The sequence below is a fragment of the Rhodanobacter fulvus Jip2 genome (assembly GCF_000264315.1).
Taxonomy (GTDB): domain Bacteria; phylum Pseudomonadota; class Gammaproteobacteria; order Xanthomonadales; family Rhodanobacteraceae; genus Rhodanobacter; species Rhodanobacter fulvus.
Map to the genome: position 1 here is coordinate 1 of NZ_AJXU01000080.1, position 13,795 is coordinate 13,795.

At 66.6% G+C, this 13,795-nt stretch carries 12 protein-coding genes; 10 read left to right on the forward strand and 2 right to left on the reverse strand.

From position 1 onward, the window contains the following. From UU9_RS16130 to UU9_RS16150, 5 genes are all read left to right on the forward strand, one after another. Positions 1-1,137, forward strand: a 1,137-nt coding sequence (locus tag UU9_RS16130) for a hypothetical protein (RefSeq protein WP_237710312.1), incomplete at its 5' end; no start/stop codon positions are given. A gap of 99 nt (positions 1,138-1,236) precedes the next feature. Then, complete coding sequence (gene recQ, locus UU9_RS16135; RefSeq protein WP_007082834.1) at positions 1,237-3,054, forward strand: DNA helicase RecQ; 1,818 nt, start codon at positions 1,237-1,239, stop codon at positions 3,052-3,054. 111 nt (positions 3,055-3,165) lie between these two features. Continuing rightward, on the forward strand, positions 3,166-4,188 hold the full coding sequence (locus tag UU9_RS16140; RefSeq protein ID WP_007082835.1) for a LacI family DNA-binding transcriptional regulator: 1,023 nt from the start codon (positions 3,166-3,168) through the stop codon (positions 4,186-4,188). A gap of 178 nt (positions 4,189-4,366) precedes the next feature. Then, positions 4,367-4,888, forward strand: a complete 522-nt coding sequence (locus tag UU9_RS16145) for an RNA polymerase sigma factor (RefSeq protein ID WP_007082836.1) — start codon at positions 4,367-4,369, stop codon at positions 4,886-4,888. Next, entirely contained in the window at positions 4,885-5,553 is a 669-nt protein-coding gene (locus UU9_RS16150) for a hypothetical protein (protein WP_237710313.1), read from the forward strand. Before UU9_RS16145 ends, UU9_RS16150 begins: the two co-directional genes overlap by 4 nt. Before the next feature lie 96 nt (positions 5,554-5,649). Here the strand turns inward: UU9_RS16150 and UU9_RS16155 are convergent, their stop codons facing one another. Further along, a complete protein-coding gene (locus UU9_RS16155; RefSeq protein ID WP_007082838.1) occupies positions 5,650-6,102 on the reverse strand; it encodes a DUF4442 domain-containing protein in 453 nt (150 codons plus the stop codon). A gap of 180 nt (positions 6,103-6,282) precedes the next feature. Then, positions 6,283-7,146 (reverse strand): thioredoxin, encoded by an 864-nt coding sequence (gene trxA / locus UU9_RS16160; RefSeq protein WP_007082839.1) that lies wholly within the window; start codon positions 7,144-7,146, stop codon positions 6,283-6,285. Positions 7,147-7,289: 143 nt separating this feature from the next. Here trxA and UU9_RS16165 point away from each other — a divergent pair, with 143 nt between their 5' ends. From UU9_RS16165 to leuS, 5 genes are all read left to right on the forward strand, one after another. After that, positions 7,290-7,901 (forward strand): paraquat-inducible protein A, encoded by a 612-nt coding sequence (locus UU9_RS16165; protein ID WP_007082840.1) that lies wholly within the window; start codon positions 7,290-7,292, stop codon positions 7,899-7,901. Then, positions 7,898-8,536 carry a paraquat-inducible protein A gene (locus UU9_RS16170; RefSeq protein ID WP_007082841.1) on the forward strand — a complete coding sequence of 213 codons (639 nt, stop codon included), beginning with the start codon at positions 7,898-7,900 and terminating at the stop codon, positions 8,534-8,536. The genes UU9_RS16165 and UU9_RS16170 overlap by 4 nt, the downstream gene beginning before the upstream one ends. Beyond that, the gene (locus UU9_RS16175; protein WP_007082842.1) at positions 8,529-10,226 is read left to right on the forward strand and encodes a PqiB family protein; all 1,698 of its coding nucleotides are present in this window, start codon (positions 8,529-8,531) and stop codon (positions 10,224-10,226) included. The genes UU9_RS16170 and UU9_RS16175 overlap by 8 nt, the downstream gene beginning before the upstream one ends. Continuing rightward, positions 10,223-10,834 (forward strand): PqiC family protein, encoded by a 612-nt coding sequence (locus tag UU9_RS16180; protein ID WP_007082843.1) that lies wholly within the window; start codon positions 10,223-10,225, stop codon positions 10,832-10,834. Before UU9_RS16175 ends, UU9_RS16180 begins: the two co-directional genes overlap by 4 nt. A 105-nt stretch (positions 10,835-10,939) precedes the next feature. Then, positions 10,940-13,795 (forward strand): leucine--tRNA ligase, encoded by a 2,856-nt coding sequence (gene leuS, locus UU9_RS16185; protein WP_050982469.1) that lies wholly within the window; start codon positions 10,940-10,942, stop codon positions 13,793-13,795.

Here is a 13,795-nt window from a genome sequence, read left to right on the forward strand (position 1 = left end):
TTGATTGATCAGAGCATCCCTTACGCGCACTTGTCTCCTCGGATGCAGCAGCAACTGATGGAATACCACGCATCCATGGTTGATTCAGTGATGCGGGATTCTCTGGAACACAACCGCGTCGTCGAGGGCGCCACGGATGCGCTGGAGCAGGGCAGTGCCTTGTTTCAGGCTGGGGGGCAGTACGTGCAGCGGGGTGCTGATGAGTTGGCGGATGGTATTCGCTCGGCGGGGCACGCCGCACAGCAGCGGGCAGATGAGGCTTCACGTATCGCCTGGGCGGCTGCGCCGCTGGATCCGGGCGTTGCCGGTGGTGTCGCCCTGGGGGCGAAGGCTGTCGGTTTTGCTACGCATGTCGAAGCGGAGGGGTTGGCGCAGACCAGCCACCTCGCCGGTCAGGCCGCTCACACTACAGGCCAGTTCGTTGCCGAGTTGGGGCAAGAACTCAAGCACGACGTGGAACAAAGCGTTCATGCCTATGCCAGTGCGGTGGAATCCAGTGTGCATCGGGCCGAGGCGGCCCTCGTGCGCCGTATCGATAACTCTATCGAGAAGCAGGCACGGCTCGGAGAGATGGTGGATGCCGTCGGTCATGCCTATTCAGACGCCAAACGGACGATGTCACACGGGATTGATGCGGCGGAGCGAACCGCGGGCGAAGCCTATGACACCTTGTCACATACAGTACGGTGGTTGGGAGGATTGGCGCCAACGGCCTCGCAACCGGCCGAGTCTTTACCCGATCAGGCCCGCGCCATCGGTCCGGCCGACCCGGTCCGCGAGGTCAGCGATCCGCGCCATCCAGACAGCACCCACCATGCGCTGTACAACGAGCTGCATCGGCGTATCCCTGATGCTTCGGAAGCCCGTTTGCTGCAATTCACGGCCGCATGTCATGCGCACGAGATCACGGCACATAATCTGCAACAAGTCCATTTCGACCGGGCTGGCGGGCAAATGTTGTTCCGGGGATCGGGCATGTTGGCCACGCTGGCCAGCGTCGATGTGAGAGTCCCGTCACCCCCGCCACAGCAATTCATCCTGCAGATCCAGCAGCACGATCAGCCGCCGCAAATGGCGGGCTGGATCCCGTCGCAAAGCGCAGCCGTCCAGCAGGGGCCGGGGCTCGCCGGGCGGTAACTCGCGCAGGCGAAATCGCCGTCGTCGGCACGCCATGGCTGAACGATGCGTGCGTCATTCGCCGACAGACGCCACCCCGCGGTTTGTTAGCATGGCGGGATGACTTCCCCCGCTCTCGATCTGCTGCAAAGCGTTTTCGGTTATCCCAGTTTCCGCGGCCAGCAACAGGCCGTGGTGGAGCATCTCGGCGAAGGCGGCGATGCGCTGGTGTTGATGCCCACGGGCGGCGGCAAATCGCTTTGCTACCAGGTGCCGGCGCTGCTGCGCCAGGGCACCGGCATCGTGGTGTCGCCGCTGATTGCGTTGATGCAGGATCAGGTGGACGCGTTGCGCGAAGCCGGCGTGGCGGCGGCTTTCCTCAATTCCAGCCTGGCGGCCGGCGAGCAGCGCGAGGTGGAGCGGCAGTTGGAGGCGGGCGAGCTGAACCTGCTTTACGTGGCGCCGGAGCGGCTGCTCACCGGTCGTTTCCTGGCCCAGCTGGAACGCACCGAAGTGGCGTTGTTCGCCATCGATGAGGCGCATTGCGTCTCACAATGGGGTCACGATTTCCGACCCGAATACCGCGAGCTGGCGATCCTGCAGGAGCGCTTTCCGCAGGTGCCGCGCATCGCGCTCACCGCCACCGCCGACCCGCGCACGCGCGAGGAAATCGTGGAGCGGTTGTCGCTGCAGAATGCGCGCCAGTTCGTGTCCAGTTTCGATCGGCCCAACATCGGCTACCGGGTGGGCCTGCGCCACAACGCCAAGCGCCAGCTGGGCGAGTTTCTGCTGGGGCATCAGGGCGAATCGGGCATCGTGTATTGCCTCAGCCGGCGCAAGGTGGATGACACCGCGGCGTGGCTGGCCGAATCGGGCGTGGAGGCATTGCCGTACCACGCCGGGCTGGATGCGGCGACGCGCGCGAAAAACCAGAAGCGCTTCCTGCGCGAGGACGGCGTGGTGATGGTGGCCACGGTGGCGTTCGGCATGGGCATCGACAAGCCCGACGTGCGCTTCGTGGCGCACCTGGATTTGCCGCGCAGCATCGAGGGTTACTACCAGGAAACCGGCCGCGCGGGCCGCGACGGGTTGCCCGCCGAGGCGTGGATGATCTACGGGCTGTCCGACGTGGTCACCATGAGCCAGATGATCGCGCAGTCCGAATCGGCCGATGAGCGCAAGCGGGTGGAGCGGCAGAAGCTGGAATCGCTGCTGGCGTATGCCGAAGCCACCGATTGCCGTCGGCAGTTGCTGCTGGGCGCGTTCGGCGAAAGCTATCCCGGCCCCTGCGGTCACTGCGACAACTGCATCGCACCGCCGAAAACCTGGGATGCCACCGTGCCCGCGCAGAAGGCGTTGTCCGCGGTGTACCGCAGCGGACAACGTTTCGGTTCGGGCCATGTCATCGACATCCTGCGCGGCGAGGAAACCGAGCGGGTGCGCAGCTTGGGCCATCACCAGCTCAGCACCTTCGGCGTCGGTGCCGACATGGACGAGAAGCAGTGGCGCTCGGTGTTCCGCCAGTTGCTTGCCGCCGGGTTGCTGGAAGCCGATGCCGAAGGTTATGGCACCTTGCGCCTCACCGCCGCCAGCCGTGGCGTGCTCAGCGGCGGCGAATCGGTGAAGCTGCGCGAGGACGCACGCCCCGAGCGCGCTGCCCGTCGTCGCCGCGACAGCAAGCTGGTCACGGGCGGCGGCAGTCTGGGCATCGAGGCCTACGAGCAGGACATGTGGGATGCCTTGCGCGCCGTGCGCACGCAACTGGCCAAACAGCAAGGCGTGCCGCCGTACGTGGTTTTCCACGACGCCACCTTGCTGGCGATGTTGCGCGCGTTGCCCACCACCGAGGACGAACTGGCCACCATCAGTGGCGTGGGCGAGGCCAAGCTGAAGCGCTACGGCCGCGATTTCCTGGCCGTGATCAACGCGCAGGAATAGGCGGGCGGGCCTCGCCCCGCGCCTCGGGCAAAGCAGCTAGGATTCGAGGACAGCCCCACCGGCATCCGGATGGGCGCCGCCTTCTGGCCAGTTTTCCCGGATCGACCGCGGATGAAAAGAAAAGCCACATCGCTCGACATCGCTCACCTGGCCGGGGTTTCCCAGGCCACGGTGTCGCGGGCGCTCAGTGGCAGCACGCTGGTCAGCGCGGAGACGCGCCGGCGCATCCAGGCCGCGGCCGACCAGCTCAACTACACGGTGGACAAGAACGCCTCCAGTCTGCGTCGCATGTATTCGGGCACGCTGGCGTTGCTGTTTTTCGAGGACCCCACCGCCGACGAATCGCATATCAACCCGTTTTTCCTGTCGATGCTGGGCTCGATCACCCGCGCCTGCGCGCGGCAGGGCTACGACCTGCTGATTTCGTTCCAGCAGTTCTCGCGCGACTGGCATGCCGATTTCGCCGACAGCAAGAAGGCCGACGGCATCATCCTGCTGGGCTACGGCGATTACCTGGCCTATCGCGACAAGCTGGAAAAGCTGGTGGCCCAGGGCACGCATTTCGTGCGCTGGGGCGCGGTGCTGCCCAACCAGCCCGGCGTTTCCATCGGCTGCGACAACTTTCGCGGCGGCCAGGCGGTGGCCGAGCACCTGCTGGAACGCGGCCGTCGCCGCATCGCCTTTCTGGGCGACGCGACCAGCCACTACCCGGAATTCTTCGAGCGTTACCGCGGTTACGTCGATGCCTTGCAGCGGGCGGGCTTGCCGGTCGAGGCCTCGTTGCAGGTCAACGCCGAAAGCACCGAGCAATCGGGCTACGAGGCGATGCGTACGCTGATCAGCCGCGCCACGCCATATGACGCGGTGTTTGCCGCCAGCGACCTGATCGCCATCGGTGCCCTGCATGCGCTGGGCGACCATGGCCTGCAGGTGCCGCAGGATGTCGCCCTGGCGGGCTTCGACGACATCGCCACCGCCAGCTTCGTGAGCCCGCCGCTGACCACCGTGCTGCAGGACACCAAGCGCGCCGGCGAAGTGCTGGTGGACAGCCTGCTGAGCCAGATCCGCGGTGAGCCGGTGGAAAGCGCGGTGCTGCCGGTGAAGCTGATGGTGCGGCGTTCGAGTCAGGCCTGACCACTACACGCCACTCGGAAAAGTCGGTTCGAAGGCGCCCGATCAAGGCCGGCGGCGACCCAACTGGGATGGCTGAGGAAGACCACCGGGGCGCATCCGGCAACCCGGGCCGTGTGCGCGTGTGATTTTTCTCCGGCGCTGGCGAATCATGGGTTGAGCCGCGGGGATCCTTTCACCCATGACATCCAACCAACAACACCAGCGTTTCACGGCGCTGCTGCATGAGCACCGCAAGATCATCTTCAAGGTGGCCGCTTCCTACGGCCGCAGCAGCGCGGACCGCGACGACCTGGCGCAGGAAATCGCCGCGCAACTGTGGCGCTCGTTTGGTCGCTACGACGCGGTGCGGGCCAAATTTTCCACGTGGATGTACCGCATCGCATTGAACGTGGCCATTTCCCAGGCGCGACGCCGACCCGAGGCCGGCCGCTTCGAACCGCTGGACGCGCACCATCTGGAAACGGTCGGCGGTGACGAACCGCTGGACGAAATGGACGAGCGGCTCACCACCCTGCATGCGTTCATCGCGCGGCTCGACCCGCTCAATCGCGCGCTGATCCTGCTTTACCTGGAGGATCGCAGCCATGCCGAGATGGCCGCCATCCTGGGTATCACTCGCACCAACGTGGCGACCAAGATCGCGCGCATCAAGCAGCAGCTGCGTGGCCAGATGGTCGCTGCCGAAACCACCGGAGCATGAGCATGGAACTGGACGAGATGAAACAGGCGTGGGCGCGCATGGATCTGCGCCAGGACGGGATGGAGGCCCTGCTGCGGCAGGATTTCCGCGAGCGGCGGCTGGACAAGGCGCATGCGAGCCTGCGTGGCGCGCTGGCGTGGCAGGCAATCGGGATCGGCTGCTGGCTGGCCTTTACCGTGTTTGTCGCGTCGTTTTGGGTGCAGCACCGGCACGTCACCCATCTGCTGGCGATCGGCCTGCTGCTGCACGCGTACGGCATCGCCGGCATCTGGTCGAGCGTGACCCAACTGCTGCTGATCAGCCGCATCCATCTGTTCGATGCGCCCGTGCTGGTGATGCAGCGGCGGCTGGCGCAATGGCGGCGCTTCCGCGTGGTCAGCACCTTCGTGCTGGGATTGCCGTGGTGGTTCCTGTGGTTTCTGCTGCCGCTGGTGTGGATGACGTGGTGGTCGGGTGTTGACGTGTTCGTCTCGTCGGCGTGGATCTGGGCCAATATGGTGGTTGGCGCCGTCGGCGTCGTTTTCAGCCTGTGGCTGGCGCGCCGGTTTGCCGCGCGATCGATTCGCTCGCCGTGGCTGCAGCGGGTGGCCGATGACATGTCCGGCCGTGCACTGCTGCGGGTGTCGCGGCAGTTGGAGGAGGCCGCGCGGTTTGAGCGGGAGTGATCGGAGCGGTACGGTCAAGAGCGCCCCCTCACCCCAGCCCTCTCCCCCGGGCGGAGCCCGGAGGAGAGGGAGCAGAGCGGAGTCCCCCTGTTTTCTTCAGCGTGCCTTCGGCTTCAGTCGCACGTAGATCTGCTTGCGCACGCGGGCAATCACGTTGCCGTTGGCGGTGACCACGTCGGTTTCGAACCAGCGCAGCACCTTTTCGCCGTTCGCCGCCGCGGCGCGCAGTTCATCCACCACGGCGGGTTCCAGCTTGAAATGCGCGTACACATCCTCGCGCCCAGGCGCCACGAAATCGATGGCGCCGGCCTTGTCCCACACGAAATAGTCGTTGCCCAACTGGTGCATCACCAGCAGCATCCAGAACGGATCGGTCATGGCGAACAGGTTGCCGCCGAACTGGCTTTTCACGTAGTTGCGATTCCACGGGCGCAGGCGCAATACCACGCGCGCCTCGCGCCAGTCGTCGCTGAGCATTTGCAGCCGCATGCTGTTGCACAGGAACGGCGGCCAGAGGTTGAACAGGCGACGGAAGGTGGAGGCGCGCATGAGGGCTCGGTGATTGGGAGAGATGGGGGCGGTGAGCATCCCCTCTAACCGTTCGGACTGAGCGTAGCCGCGCAGCGGCGAAGTCGAAGTCTTCCTCGGCCATGCCCTTCGACTTCACCGCTGCGCGGCTACGCTCAGGGTGATCGGTGAGGGGCGACGCTCGTGACGTTCATCAACCCCTCAAAACAGCAGCGATGCCATCTTGCGCCGGTAACGGCCCACCACGTCGGCATCATCCAGCGTGGCGAACGCGGCCAGCAGACGCTTCTTGGCCTGGCCGTCGTTCCAGTCGCGTGCCTTCTGCAGGATGACCAGGAACTGGTCCAGACCGGCTTCGACGTCGCCTTCCAGCAGCAGGCGCACGCCCAGCTGGTCGCGCGCTTCCCAGTCGTTGCCATCGGCTTCCACGCGTTGCTGCAGCGTAATCAGCTCGGGCGCGTCTTTCAGTGCATGGGCCAGATCCAGCTCGCTGCGCAAGCGTACCGCGCGGGCGTCGGTGGCCAGGTTGACGGGCAGGGCGGCCAGTTCCGCTTCGGCGGCGGCGGTCTGGCCGACGCGCAGCAGGGCCAGGGCCAGGTCGAGCTTCAGTTCGGCCTTGTCCGGCTCGGCGGCGATCGCCTGCTGGATGCGCCCCAACGCCTGCTCGGGGGTTTCCGGGGTGGCGTCGTCCAGCCCGTCATCGGCGGCTTCCAGCGGCTGCACGTGGCGCGACAGGAACTCGCGCAACTGGCCTTCCGGCAGGGCGCCGGCGAAGCCGTCCAGCACCTGGCCGTCTTTCACCATCACCACGGTGGGGATGCTCTTGATGCCGAACATGCCGGCCAGTTCCTGCTGCTGGTCCACGTCGACCTTGCCCAGCCGGAACGCGCCGTTGTACTCGGCGGCGAGCTTTTCCAGCATCGGCCCCAGCGTCTTGCACGGCTCGCACCAGGGCGCCCAGAAATCCACCAGTACCGGCGTGGTCAGCGAGGCCTGCAGTACATCGGCTTCGAAGGTTTGCGTATCGACGTCGAAAACAACAGGCAATGCGGGGGCGTCAGTCACGGGTAACTCCAGCTTGGCGGATGCCGATTCAGATCAGGGCGCCGCCCAGCATATCAACCGCGCGGCCGCATCTGAGCGCGTTCACGGCGGATTTGCGAGAATTGCGCGGTCGCCGCATCCGCGGCCGGCAAGGGTTGGAGTGCATGGGCACGACGTCCGAAGCGTTGATCGTCTGCGAACATTGCGACACGGTGCACCAGCGGCTGGCGCTTTCGCGCGGCGAGGTGGCGCGTTGCGCGCGTTGCGGCAAGGTGTTGCAGCGCCATTACCGGTTGAGCACGAATGCGATGCTGGCGCTGATCGTCACCGCGCTGATCGTGTTCGTGCAGGCCAACATGTGGCCGATCGTGATGCTGGGGCTCAGCGGCCAGCACAACAGCGCCACGTTGTGGGGCGTGATCATCGCGATGTGGCGCGAGGACGCGGGCATCGTCTCGGTGCTGGTGGCCGCCACGCTGTTTTTCCTGCCGCTGCTGAAGATGCTGCAGCTGGGCTGGCTGCTGTGGTTTGCCCGCCAGGGCCGCCGCGCGCCGGGCTTCGTGCCGATGATGGTGGGGCTGCATTATCTCAACCCGTGGACGATGAGCGAGGTGTTCGTGCTGGGTGCGCTGGTGGCGATCGTGAAGGCGCATGCGTACTTCGACGTGACGCCGGAGCCGGGTATCTATGCCTACGCGGCGTTGACCGTGCTGATCACCGTGTTCGCCGGCATCGACGTGCGGCAGCTGTGGCGGACGCCCGGAGTCGCCGCTTGAACGCGTTGCCGCGCGCCGCCGAGCTGGGCCTGATCGGCTGCCATGTGTGCGGGCTGGTGTGCCGCGATGCGCATGCCGCTGCCGGTGCGGCCCAGGTCGTGGCGTGCCCGCGTTGCGGCGTGGCGCTGCATCGGCGCAAGCCGGCCAGCTATTCGCGCACGTGGGCGCTGCTGATTGCCGCTTTCATCATGTACATCCCCGCCAACGTGGTGCCGATCATGCGCACCGCCAGCCTCAACGATGTCGACGACAACACCATCATCAGCGGCGTGGTGGAGTTGTGGAAGAATGGGTCGCCCGACCTGGCGATCATCGTGTTTGCCGCCAGCATCGTGGTGCCCATGCTGAAGTTCCTGGCGCTGGGCACGCTGCTGGTCAGCAGCCGGCGCGGCAGCAACTGGGCGAGGCAGCAGCGCGCCGGCCTGTACCGGCTGGTGGAGCTGGTGGGTTACTGGTCGATGCTGGATGTGTTCGTGGTTTCATTGCTGACCGCGCTGGTCCGCTTCAGCGTATTGAGCCGGGTGGAGCCGCTGCCCGGGGTGATTTATTTCGGCCTGACCGTGGTCTTGACCATGCTGGCTTCGATGAGCTTCGATCCACGATTGATCTGGGACGGCAGGGACACCGATGACTGACGAAAACCGCACTGACCGGGACCTGCCCGAGCGCGAGAGCCTGCCGCGGCCGGTGGTGAAGCGGCGGCGCGTCAGCGTTTCGCTGATCTGGCTGATCCCGGTGCTGGCGGCCGTGATCGCGTTGTCGCTGGTGGTCAACAGCTGGCTGCAGGCCGGCCCCGAAGTCACCATCAGCTTCCAGAGCGCCGAAGGCCTGGACGCGGGCAAGACGCCGGTGAAATACAAGAACGTGGTGATCGGCCGGGTCAGCAAGATCCGGCTCAGCGCGGACCGCAGCCATGTGCTCGTGCGGGTGGCGCTGGAGAAGAGCGCCGAAGGTTTCGCCACCCGCGATACCCGTTTCTGGGTGGTGCGCCCACGCATCGGGCTGGGCGGCGTGTCCGGCATCGACACGCTGCTGTCGGGCGCGTTCATCGGCGCGGACGTGGGCGATTCGAAGGAGCCGCGTGACACGTTCGAGGGCCTGGAGATTCCGCCGGCCGTCAACCATGGTGCACCCGGGCGCAGCTTCATCCTGCATAGCGACGACCTCGGTTCGCTGGACATCGGCTCGCCGGTCTATTACCGGCGCATCCAGGTGGGCCGCGTGGCGTCGTACCAGCTGGACAAGGATGGCAAGGGCGTATCGCTGCACATCTTCGTGGACGGCCCCAACGACCGCTTCGTCACCACCGACTCGCGCTTCTGGAATGCCAGTGGTGTGGACGTGTCGATCGGCGCCAACGGCTTGAAGCTCAACACCCAGTCGCTGGCCACGGTGCTGGGCGGTGGCGTGGCCTTCCAGGACCCGCCGGGCCCGCACGACAGCACGCCGGCTGCGGAAGACGCGGAGTACAAACTGTTCAGCGAGCGCGCGCTGGCGATGGCGCCGCCCGATGGCGAGCCGCGCTACATGCGCATGCGCTTCGAGCAATCGGTGCGCGGGCTGGCGGTGGACGCGCCGGTGGAGTTCCTGGGCATCAACATCGGCAAGGTGGTGTCGGTGCGGCTGGACTACGACGAGAAGAAGGGCCGCTTCCCGGTGGTGGTGGGCGCGGTGGTCTATCCCCAGCGCCTGGGCAGCGCCTACGACAAGCTGGAGGCGCTGGCCAAGGCGCGCGGCGAGAGAGCCGACCTGGCGCAGTTGATGGGTCCGTTGATCGCCCATGGCCTGCGCGCGCAGGCACGCACCGGCAACCTGCTGACCGGCCAGTTGTACGTGGCGCTCGACTTCGTGCCGCATACGCCGAAGGTGGCCTTCGACGCCAATGCCACGCCGCTGACCATCCCGACCGCGCCGGGCAGTTTCGACAAGCTGCAGGAGCAACTGGCGGGCATCGTGGCCAAGCTCGACAAGATCCCGTTCGAGAGCATCGGCAAGCATCTGGACCAGACCCTGGCCAGCCTCGACAGCACGCTCAAGCAGGTCAACGCGCAAACCCTGCCGGCGTTCCGCGACACGCTCGAGGGCGTGAAGAGGACCATGGGCACGGCCGACGATGCGCTGTCCGGTGACTCGCCGCTGCAGCAGAACCTCAACTCGACCTTGCAGCAGGTGCAGCGCATGGCGCGTTCGCTGCGCGTGCTCACCGATTACCTGGGCGGTCACCCCGAAGCCCTGATCCGCGGCCGCGCCGACGACAAGCCCGCCAGCACGCCCGCCGTTGCACCCGAACCCACCGTCCAGCCCGGCCAGGGGAGCCAGCCATGATCCGTATCCGACCGCGTTTGCATGGACTGGCCCTGGGCTTGGCGCTGGCCGGCTGCGCTTCCGCGCCGCTGCACTACTACACCTTGATGGCACCGGCCGGTGGACCGGACCCGGTGGTCGCCACGTCACCGCTGCCGTTCGAACTGATGCCGGTAAACGTACCGGCGCAGGTGGATCAGCCGCAGTTGGTGGTGCGCGAGGGCGGCCAGGGCGTGGCGCTGTTGGGCAGCGAGCGCTGGATCGCGCCGCTGGCCGACGAGGTGCGCAGTGCGTTGTCGGCGGACCTGGTGCGGCAACTGCATGGCGCCGATCTCAGCGGCATGGCGGCCGGCGAAAAGCCGCGGCTGCGGATCAAGCTGGACGTACGCCGCTTCGACTCCGCGCCCGGCGCCTACGCGCTGATCGATGCAGCCTGGAGCGTGCGCGCGACCGCCGGCGATTCGCCCGCGACCGTGGCTTGCACCACGCGCGTTCGCGAGGCCGTGGGGCCGGGCTATCCCGCGCTGGTGCAGGGCCATCAGCGGGCGATCGCGCAGATCGCGGGACAGATCGCCATCGTCGCGCGTGCGTTGGCGGACGGGCAGAAAGCGGCCTGCCCGGCGGCGTGACGGTGCGTGGCAGGCTTGGCGCAGGGGCTGCGCTGGGCTAGTCTGATCCGTTCGCTGCAGCCGGCTTTCGCCAGGCTGGGCCCATCGCACAACGGCACCGGAATCATGCAGGACATTCAAGACCCGAACTCCCCCCGCCAGGACGCCACCCAGGATGGCGCTGGACAGGGATATCGCCCGCAGGCCGTGGAAGCGGCGGCGCAGCAGTACTGGAATGCCCAGCACGCGTATGAAGTCGTCGAGGACGACAGCCGGCCGAAGTTCTACTGCCTGTCGATGCTGCCGTACCCCTCCGGCGCGCTGCACATGGGCCACGTGCGCAACTACACCATCAGCGACGTCATCAGCCGCTACCAGCGCATGCAGGGCAAGAACGTGCTGCAGCCGATGGGTTGGGACGCGTTTGGCCTGCCTGCGGAAAACGCCGCGATCAAGAACCACACCGCGCCGGCCAAGTGGACCTACGCCAACATCGACCATATGCGCAGCCAGCTGAAATCGCTGGGCTACGCGATCGACTGGACCCGCGAGTTCGCCACCTGCCGCCCGGACTATTACCGCTGGGAACAGTTGATGTTCACCCGGCTGCTGAAAAAGGGCATGGCCTACCGCAAGAACGCGGTGGTGAACTGGGACCCGGTCGACCAGACCGTGCTGGCCAACGAGCAGGTGATCGACGGCCGCGGCTGGCGCTCCGGCGCGGTGGTGGAGAAGCGCGAGATCCCGCAGTGGTTCCTGAAGATCACCGACTACGCGCAGGAACTGCTGGACGGCCTGGACACCTTGCCGGGCTGGCCCGACGCGGTGAAGACCATGCAGCGCAACTGGATCGGCCGCAGCGAGGGCCTGGAAATCCACTTCGCGGTGGAGGGTGAAGCCGAACCGCTGAGCGTGTTCACCACCCGCCCCGACACGCTGATGGGTGTGACCTTCCTGTCGATTGCCGCCGAGCACCCGCTGGCACTGAAGGCGGCGCAGGGCAACGAGCAACTGGCAAGTTTCATCGCCGAGCTGAAACACGGCGGCGTCTCCGAGGCGGAGCTGGAAACCCAGGACAAGCGCGGCATGGACACCGGCCTGCGCGCGATCCACCCGGTCACCGGCGAGCCGGTGCCGGTGTGGGTGGCCAACTTCGTGCTGATGGGCTACGGCACCGGCGCGGTGATGGCGGTGCCCGCACACGACCAGCGCGATTGGGAATTCGCCCAGCGCTATCTGCTGCCGATCAGGATGGTGGTGGTCGACCGCAGCGTGCTCGACGCGGTGCGCGAGATCGGCCATGACCTGTCGCGCGGCGTGGGTGCCGATACGATGCGCGCGGCACTGGGCGGCAGCGACACCGATGCCTACGAGACCCGCTCGGCGGTGCAGGTGGTCGAGGATTTCGAGCAGCGCATCCTGACCCAGTGCGCATTCACCGAGCACGGCGTGCTGGTGAACTCGGGCGACTACGACGGCATGGATTTCCAGCAGGCGCTGGATGCACTCGCCAAACGCCTGGAGGCCACGGGCCAGGGCCAGCGTCGGGTCAACTGGCGCCTGCGCGACTGGGGCGTCAGCCGCCAGCGCTACTGGGGCTGCCCGATCCCGGTGATCTACTGCGCCGCCTGCGGCGCGGTGCCGGTGCCGGAAGACCAGTTGCCGGTGGTGCTGCCCGAAGACGTGGTGCTGATGGGCACCGGCTCGCCGATCAAGGCCGACCCCGAGTGGCGGAAATGCTCCTGCCCGCAGTGCGGCGGCGCGGCCGAGCGCGAAACCGACACCTTCGACACCTTCATGGAGTCGAGCTGGTATTACGCCCGCTACACCAGCCCCGGCGCCCAGGGCCAGGTCGACGCGCGCGCCAACTACTGGCTGCCGGTGGACCAGTACATCGGCGGCATCGAACACGCCATCCTGCACCTGCTGTATTTCCGCTTCTATCACAAGCTTTTGCGCGACGCGGGCCTGGTCGCCTCGGACGAGCCGGCGCGCAACCTGCTGTGCCAGGGCATGGTGATCGCCGAGACGTTCTACCGCGACAACGCCGACGGCTCCAAGGACTGGATCAACCCGTCCGCGGTCGAGGTGCAGCGCGACGAACGCGGCCGCGTCACCGGCGCGGTGCTGATAACGGACGGCCAGCCGGTGCATATCGGCGGCATCGAGAAGATGTCCAAATCGAAGAACAACGGCATCGATCCGCAGACCATGGTGGACAAGTACGGCGCCGACACCGTGCGCCTGTTCTCGATGTTCGCCGCGCCGCCGGAGCAATCGCTGGAATGGAGCGAAGCGGGCGTGGAAGGCATGGCCCGCTTCCTGAAGCGGTTGTGGCGTGAAGTCGCCACGCACGTCGCGGGACCCCAACATAAAGCCGTGGCCGCAGGCCACTCCATTTCCCTTCCCCCGCTTGCGGGGGAAGGTGCCGAAGGCGGAAGAGGGGACGCTGCAGGCGTCATCGACCCAGCTTCCCTCACCCCCACCCAGAAAATCCTGCGCCGCCAGCTCCACGAAACCATCCAGAAGGTCAGCGACGATTTCGGCCGCCGCCACGCGTTCAACACCGCGATCGCCGCGCTGATGGAATTGCTGAACGCGCTGAACAAGTTCAACGACAGCAGCGAGCAGGGCCGCGCCGTGCGGCACGAGGCGCTGGAGGCGATGGTGCTGCTGCTGAACCCGGTGGTGCCGCACGTCAGCCACGCGCTGTGGCAGTTGCTGGGCCACCCCGAAACCGTGCTGGAAAACGCGGCCTGGCCGTCGGTGGACAGCGCTGCGCTGGTGCGCGACAGCGTGACCCTGGCGGTACAGATCAACGGCAAGCTGCGCGCCACCATCGAACTGCCAGCGGGTGCCTCGAAGGAAGAGGCCGAAGCGCTGGCGCGCGCCCAGCCGCAGGTGGTCAACTTCCTGCAGGAGATGACCGTGCGCAAGGTCATCGTGGTGCCCGGCAAGATCGTCAACATCGTTGCAGGATGA

Coding starts and splice junctions, on each gene's coding strand:
- recQ (WP_007082834.1), top strand. CDS start 1,237: ATGACTTCCCCCGCTCTCGATCTGCTGCAAAGCGTTTTCGGTTATCCC.
- UU9_RS16145 (WP_007082836.1), top strand. CDS start 4,367: ATGACATCCAACCAACAACACCAGCGTTTCACGGCGCTGCTGCATGAG.
- UU9_RS16140 (WP_007082835.1), top strand. CDS start 3,166: ATGAAAAGAAAAGCCACATCGCTCGACATCGCTCACCTGGCCGGGGTT.
- UU9_RS16155 (WP_007082838.1), bottom strand. CDS start 6,102: ATGCGCGCCTCCACCTTCCGTCGCCTGTTCAACCTCTGGCCGCCGTTC.
- UU9_RS16165 (WP_007082840.1), top strand. CDS start 7,290: ATGGGCACGACGTCCGAAGCGTTGATCGTCTGCGAACATTGCGACACG.
- UU9_RS16175 (WP_007082842.1), top strand. CDS start 8,529: ATGACTGACGAAAACCGCACTGACCGGGACCTGCCCGAGCGCGAGAGC.
- UU9_RS16150 (WP_237710313.1), top strand. CDS start 4,885: ATGAGCATGGAACTGGACGAGATGAAACAGGCGTGGGCGCGCATGGAT.
- leuS (WP_050982469.1), top strand. CDS start 10,940: ATGCAGGACATTCAAGACCCGAACTCCCCCCGCCAGGACGCCACCCAG.
- UU9_RS16180 (WP_007082843.1), top strand. CDS start 10,223: ATGATCCGTATCCGACCGCGTTTGCATGGACTGGCCCTGGGCTTGGCG.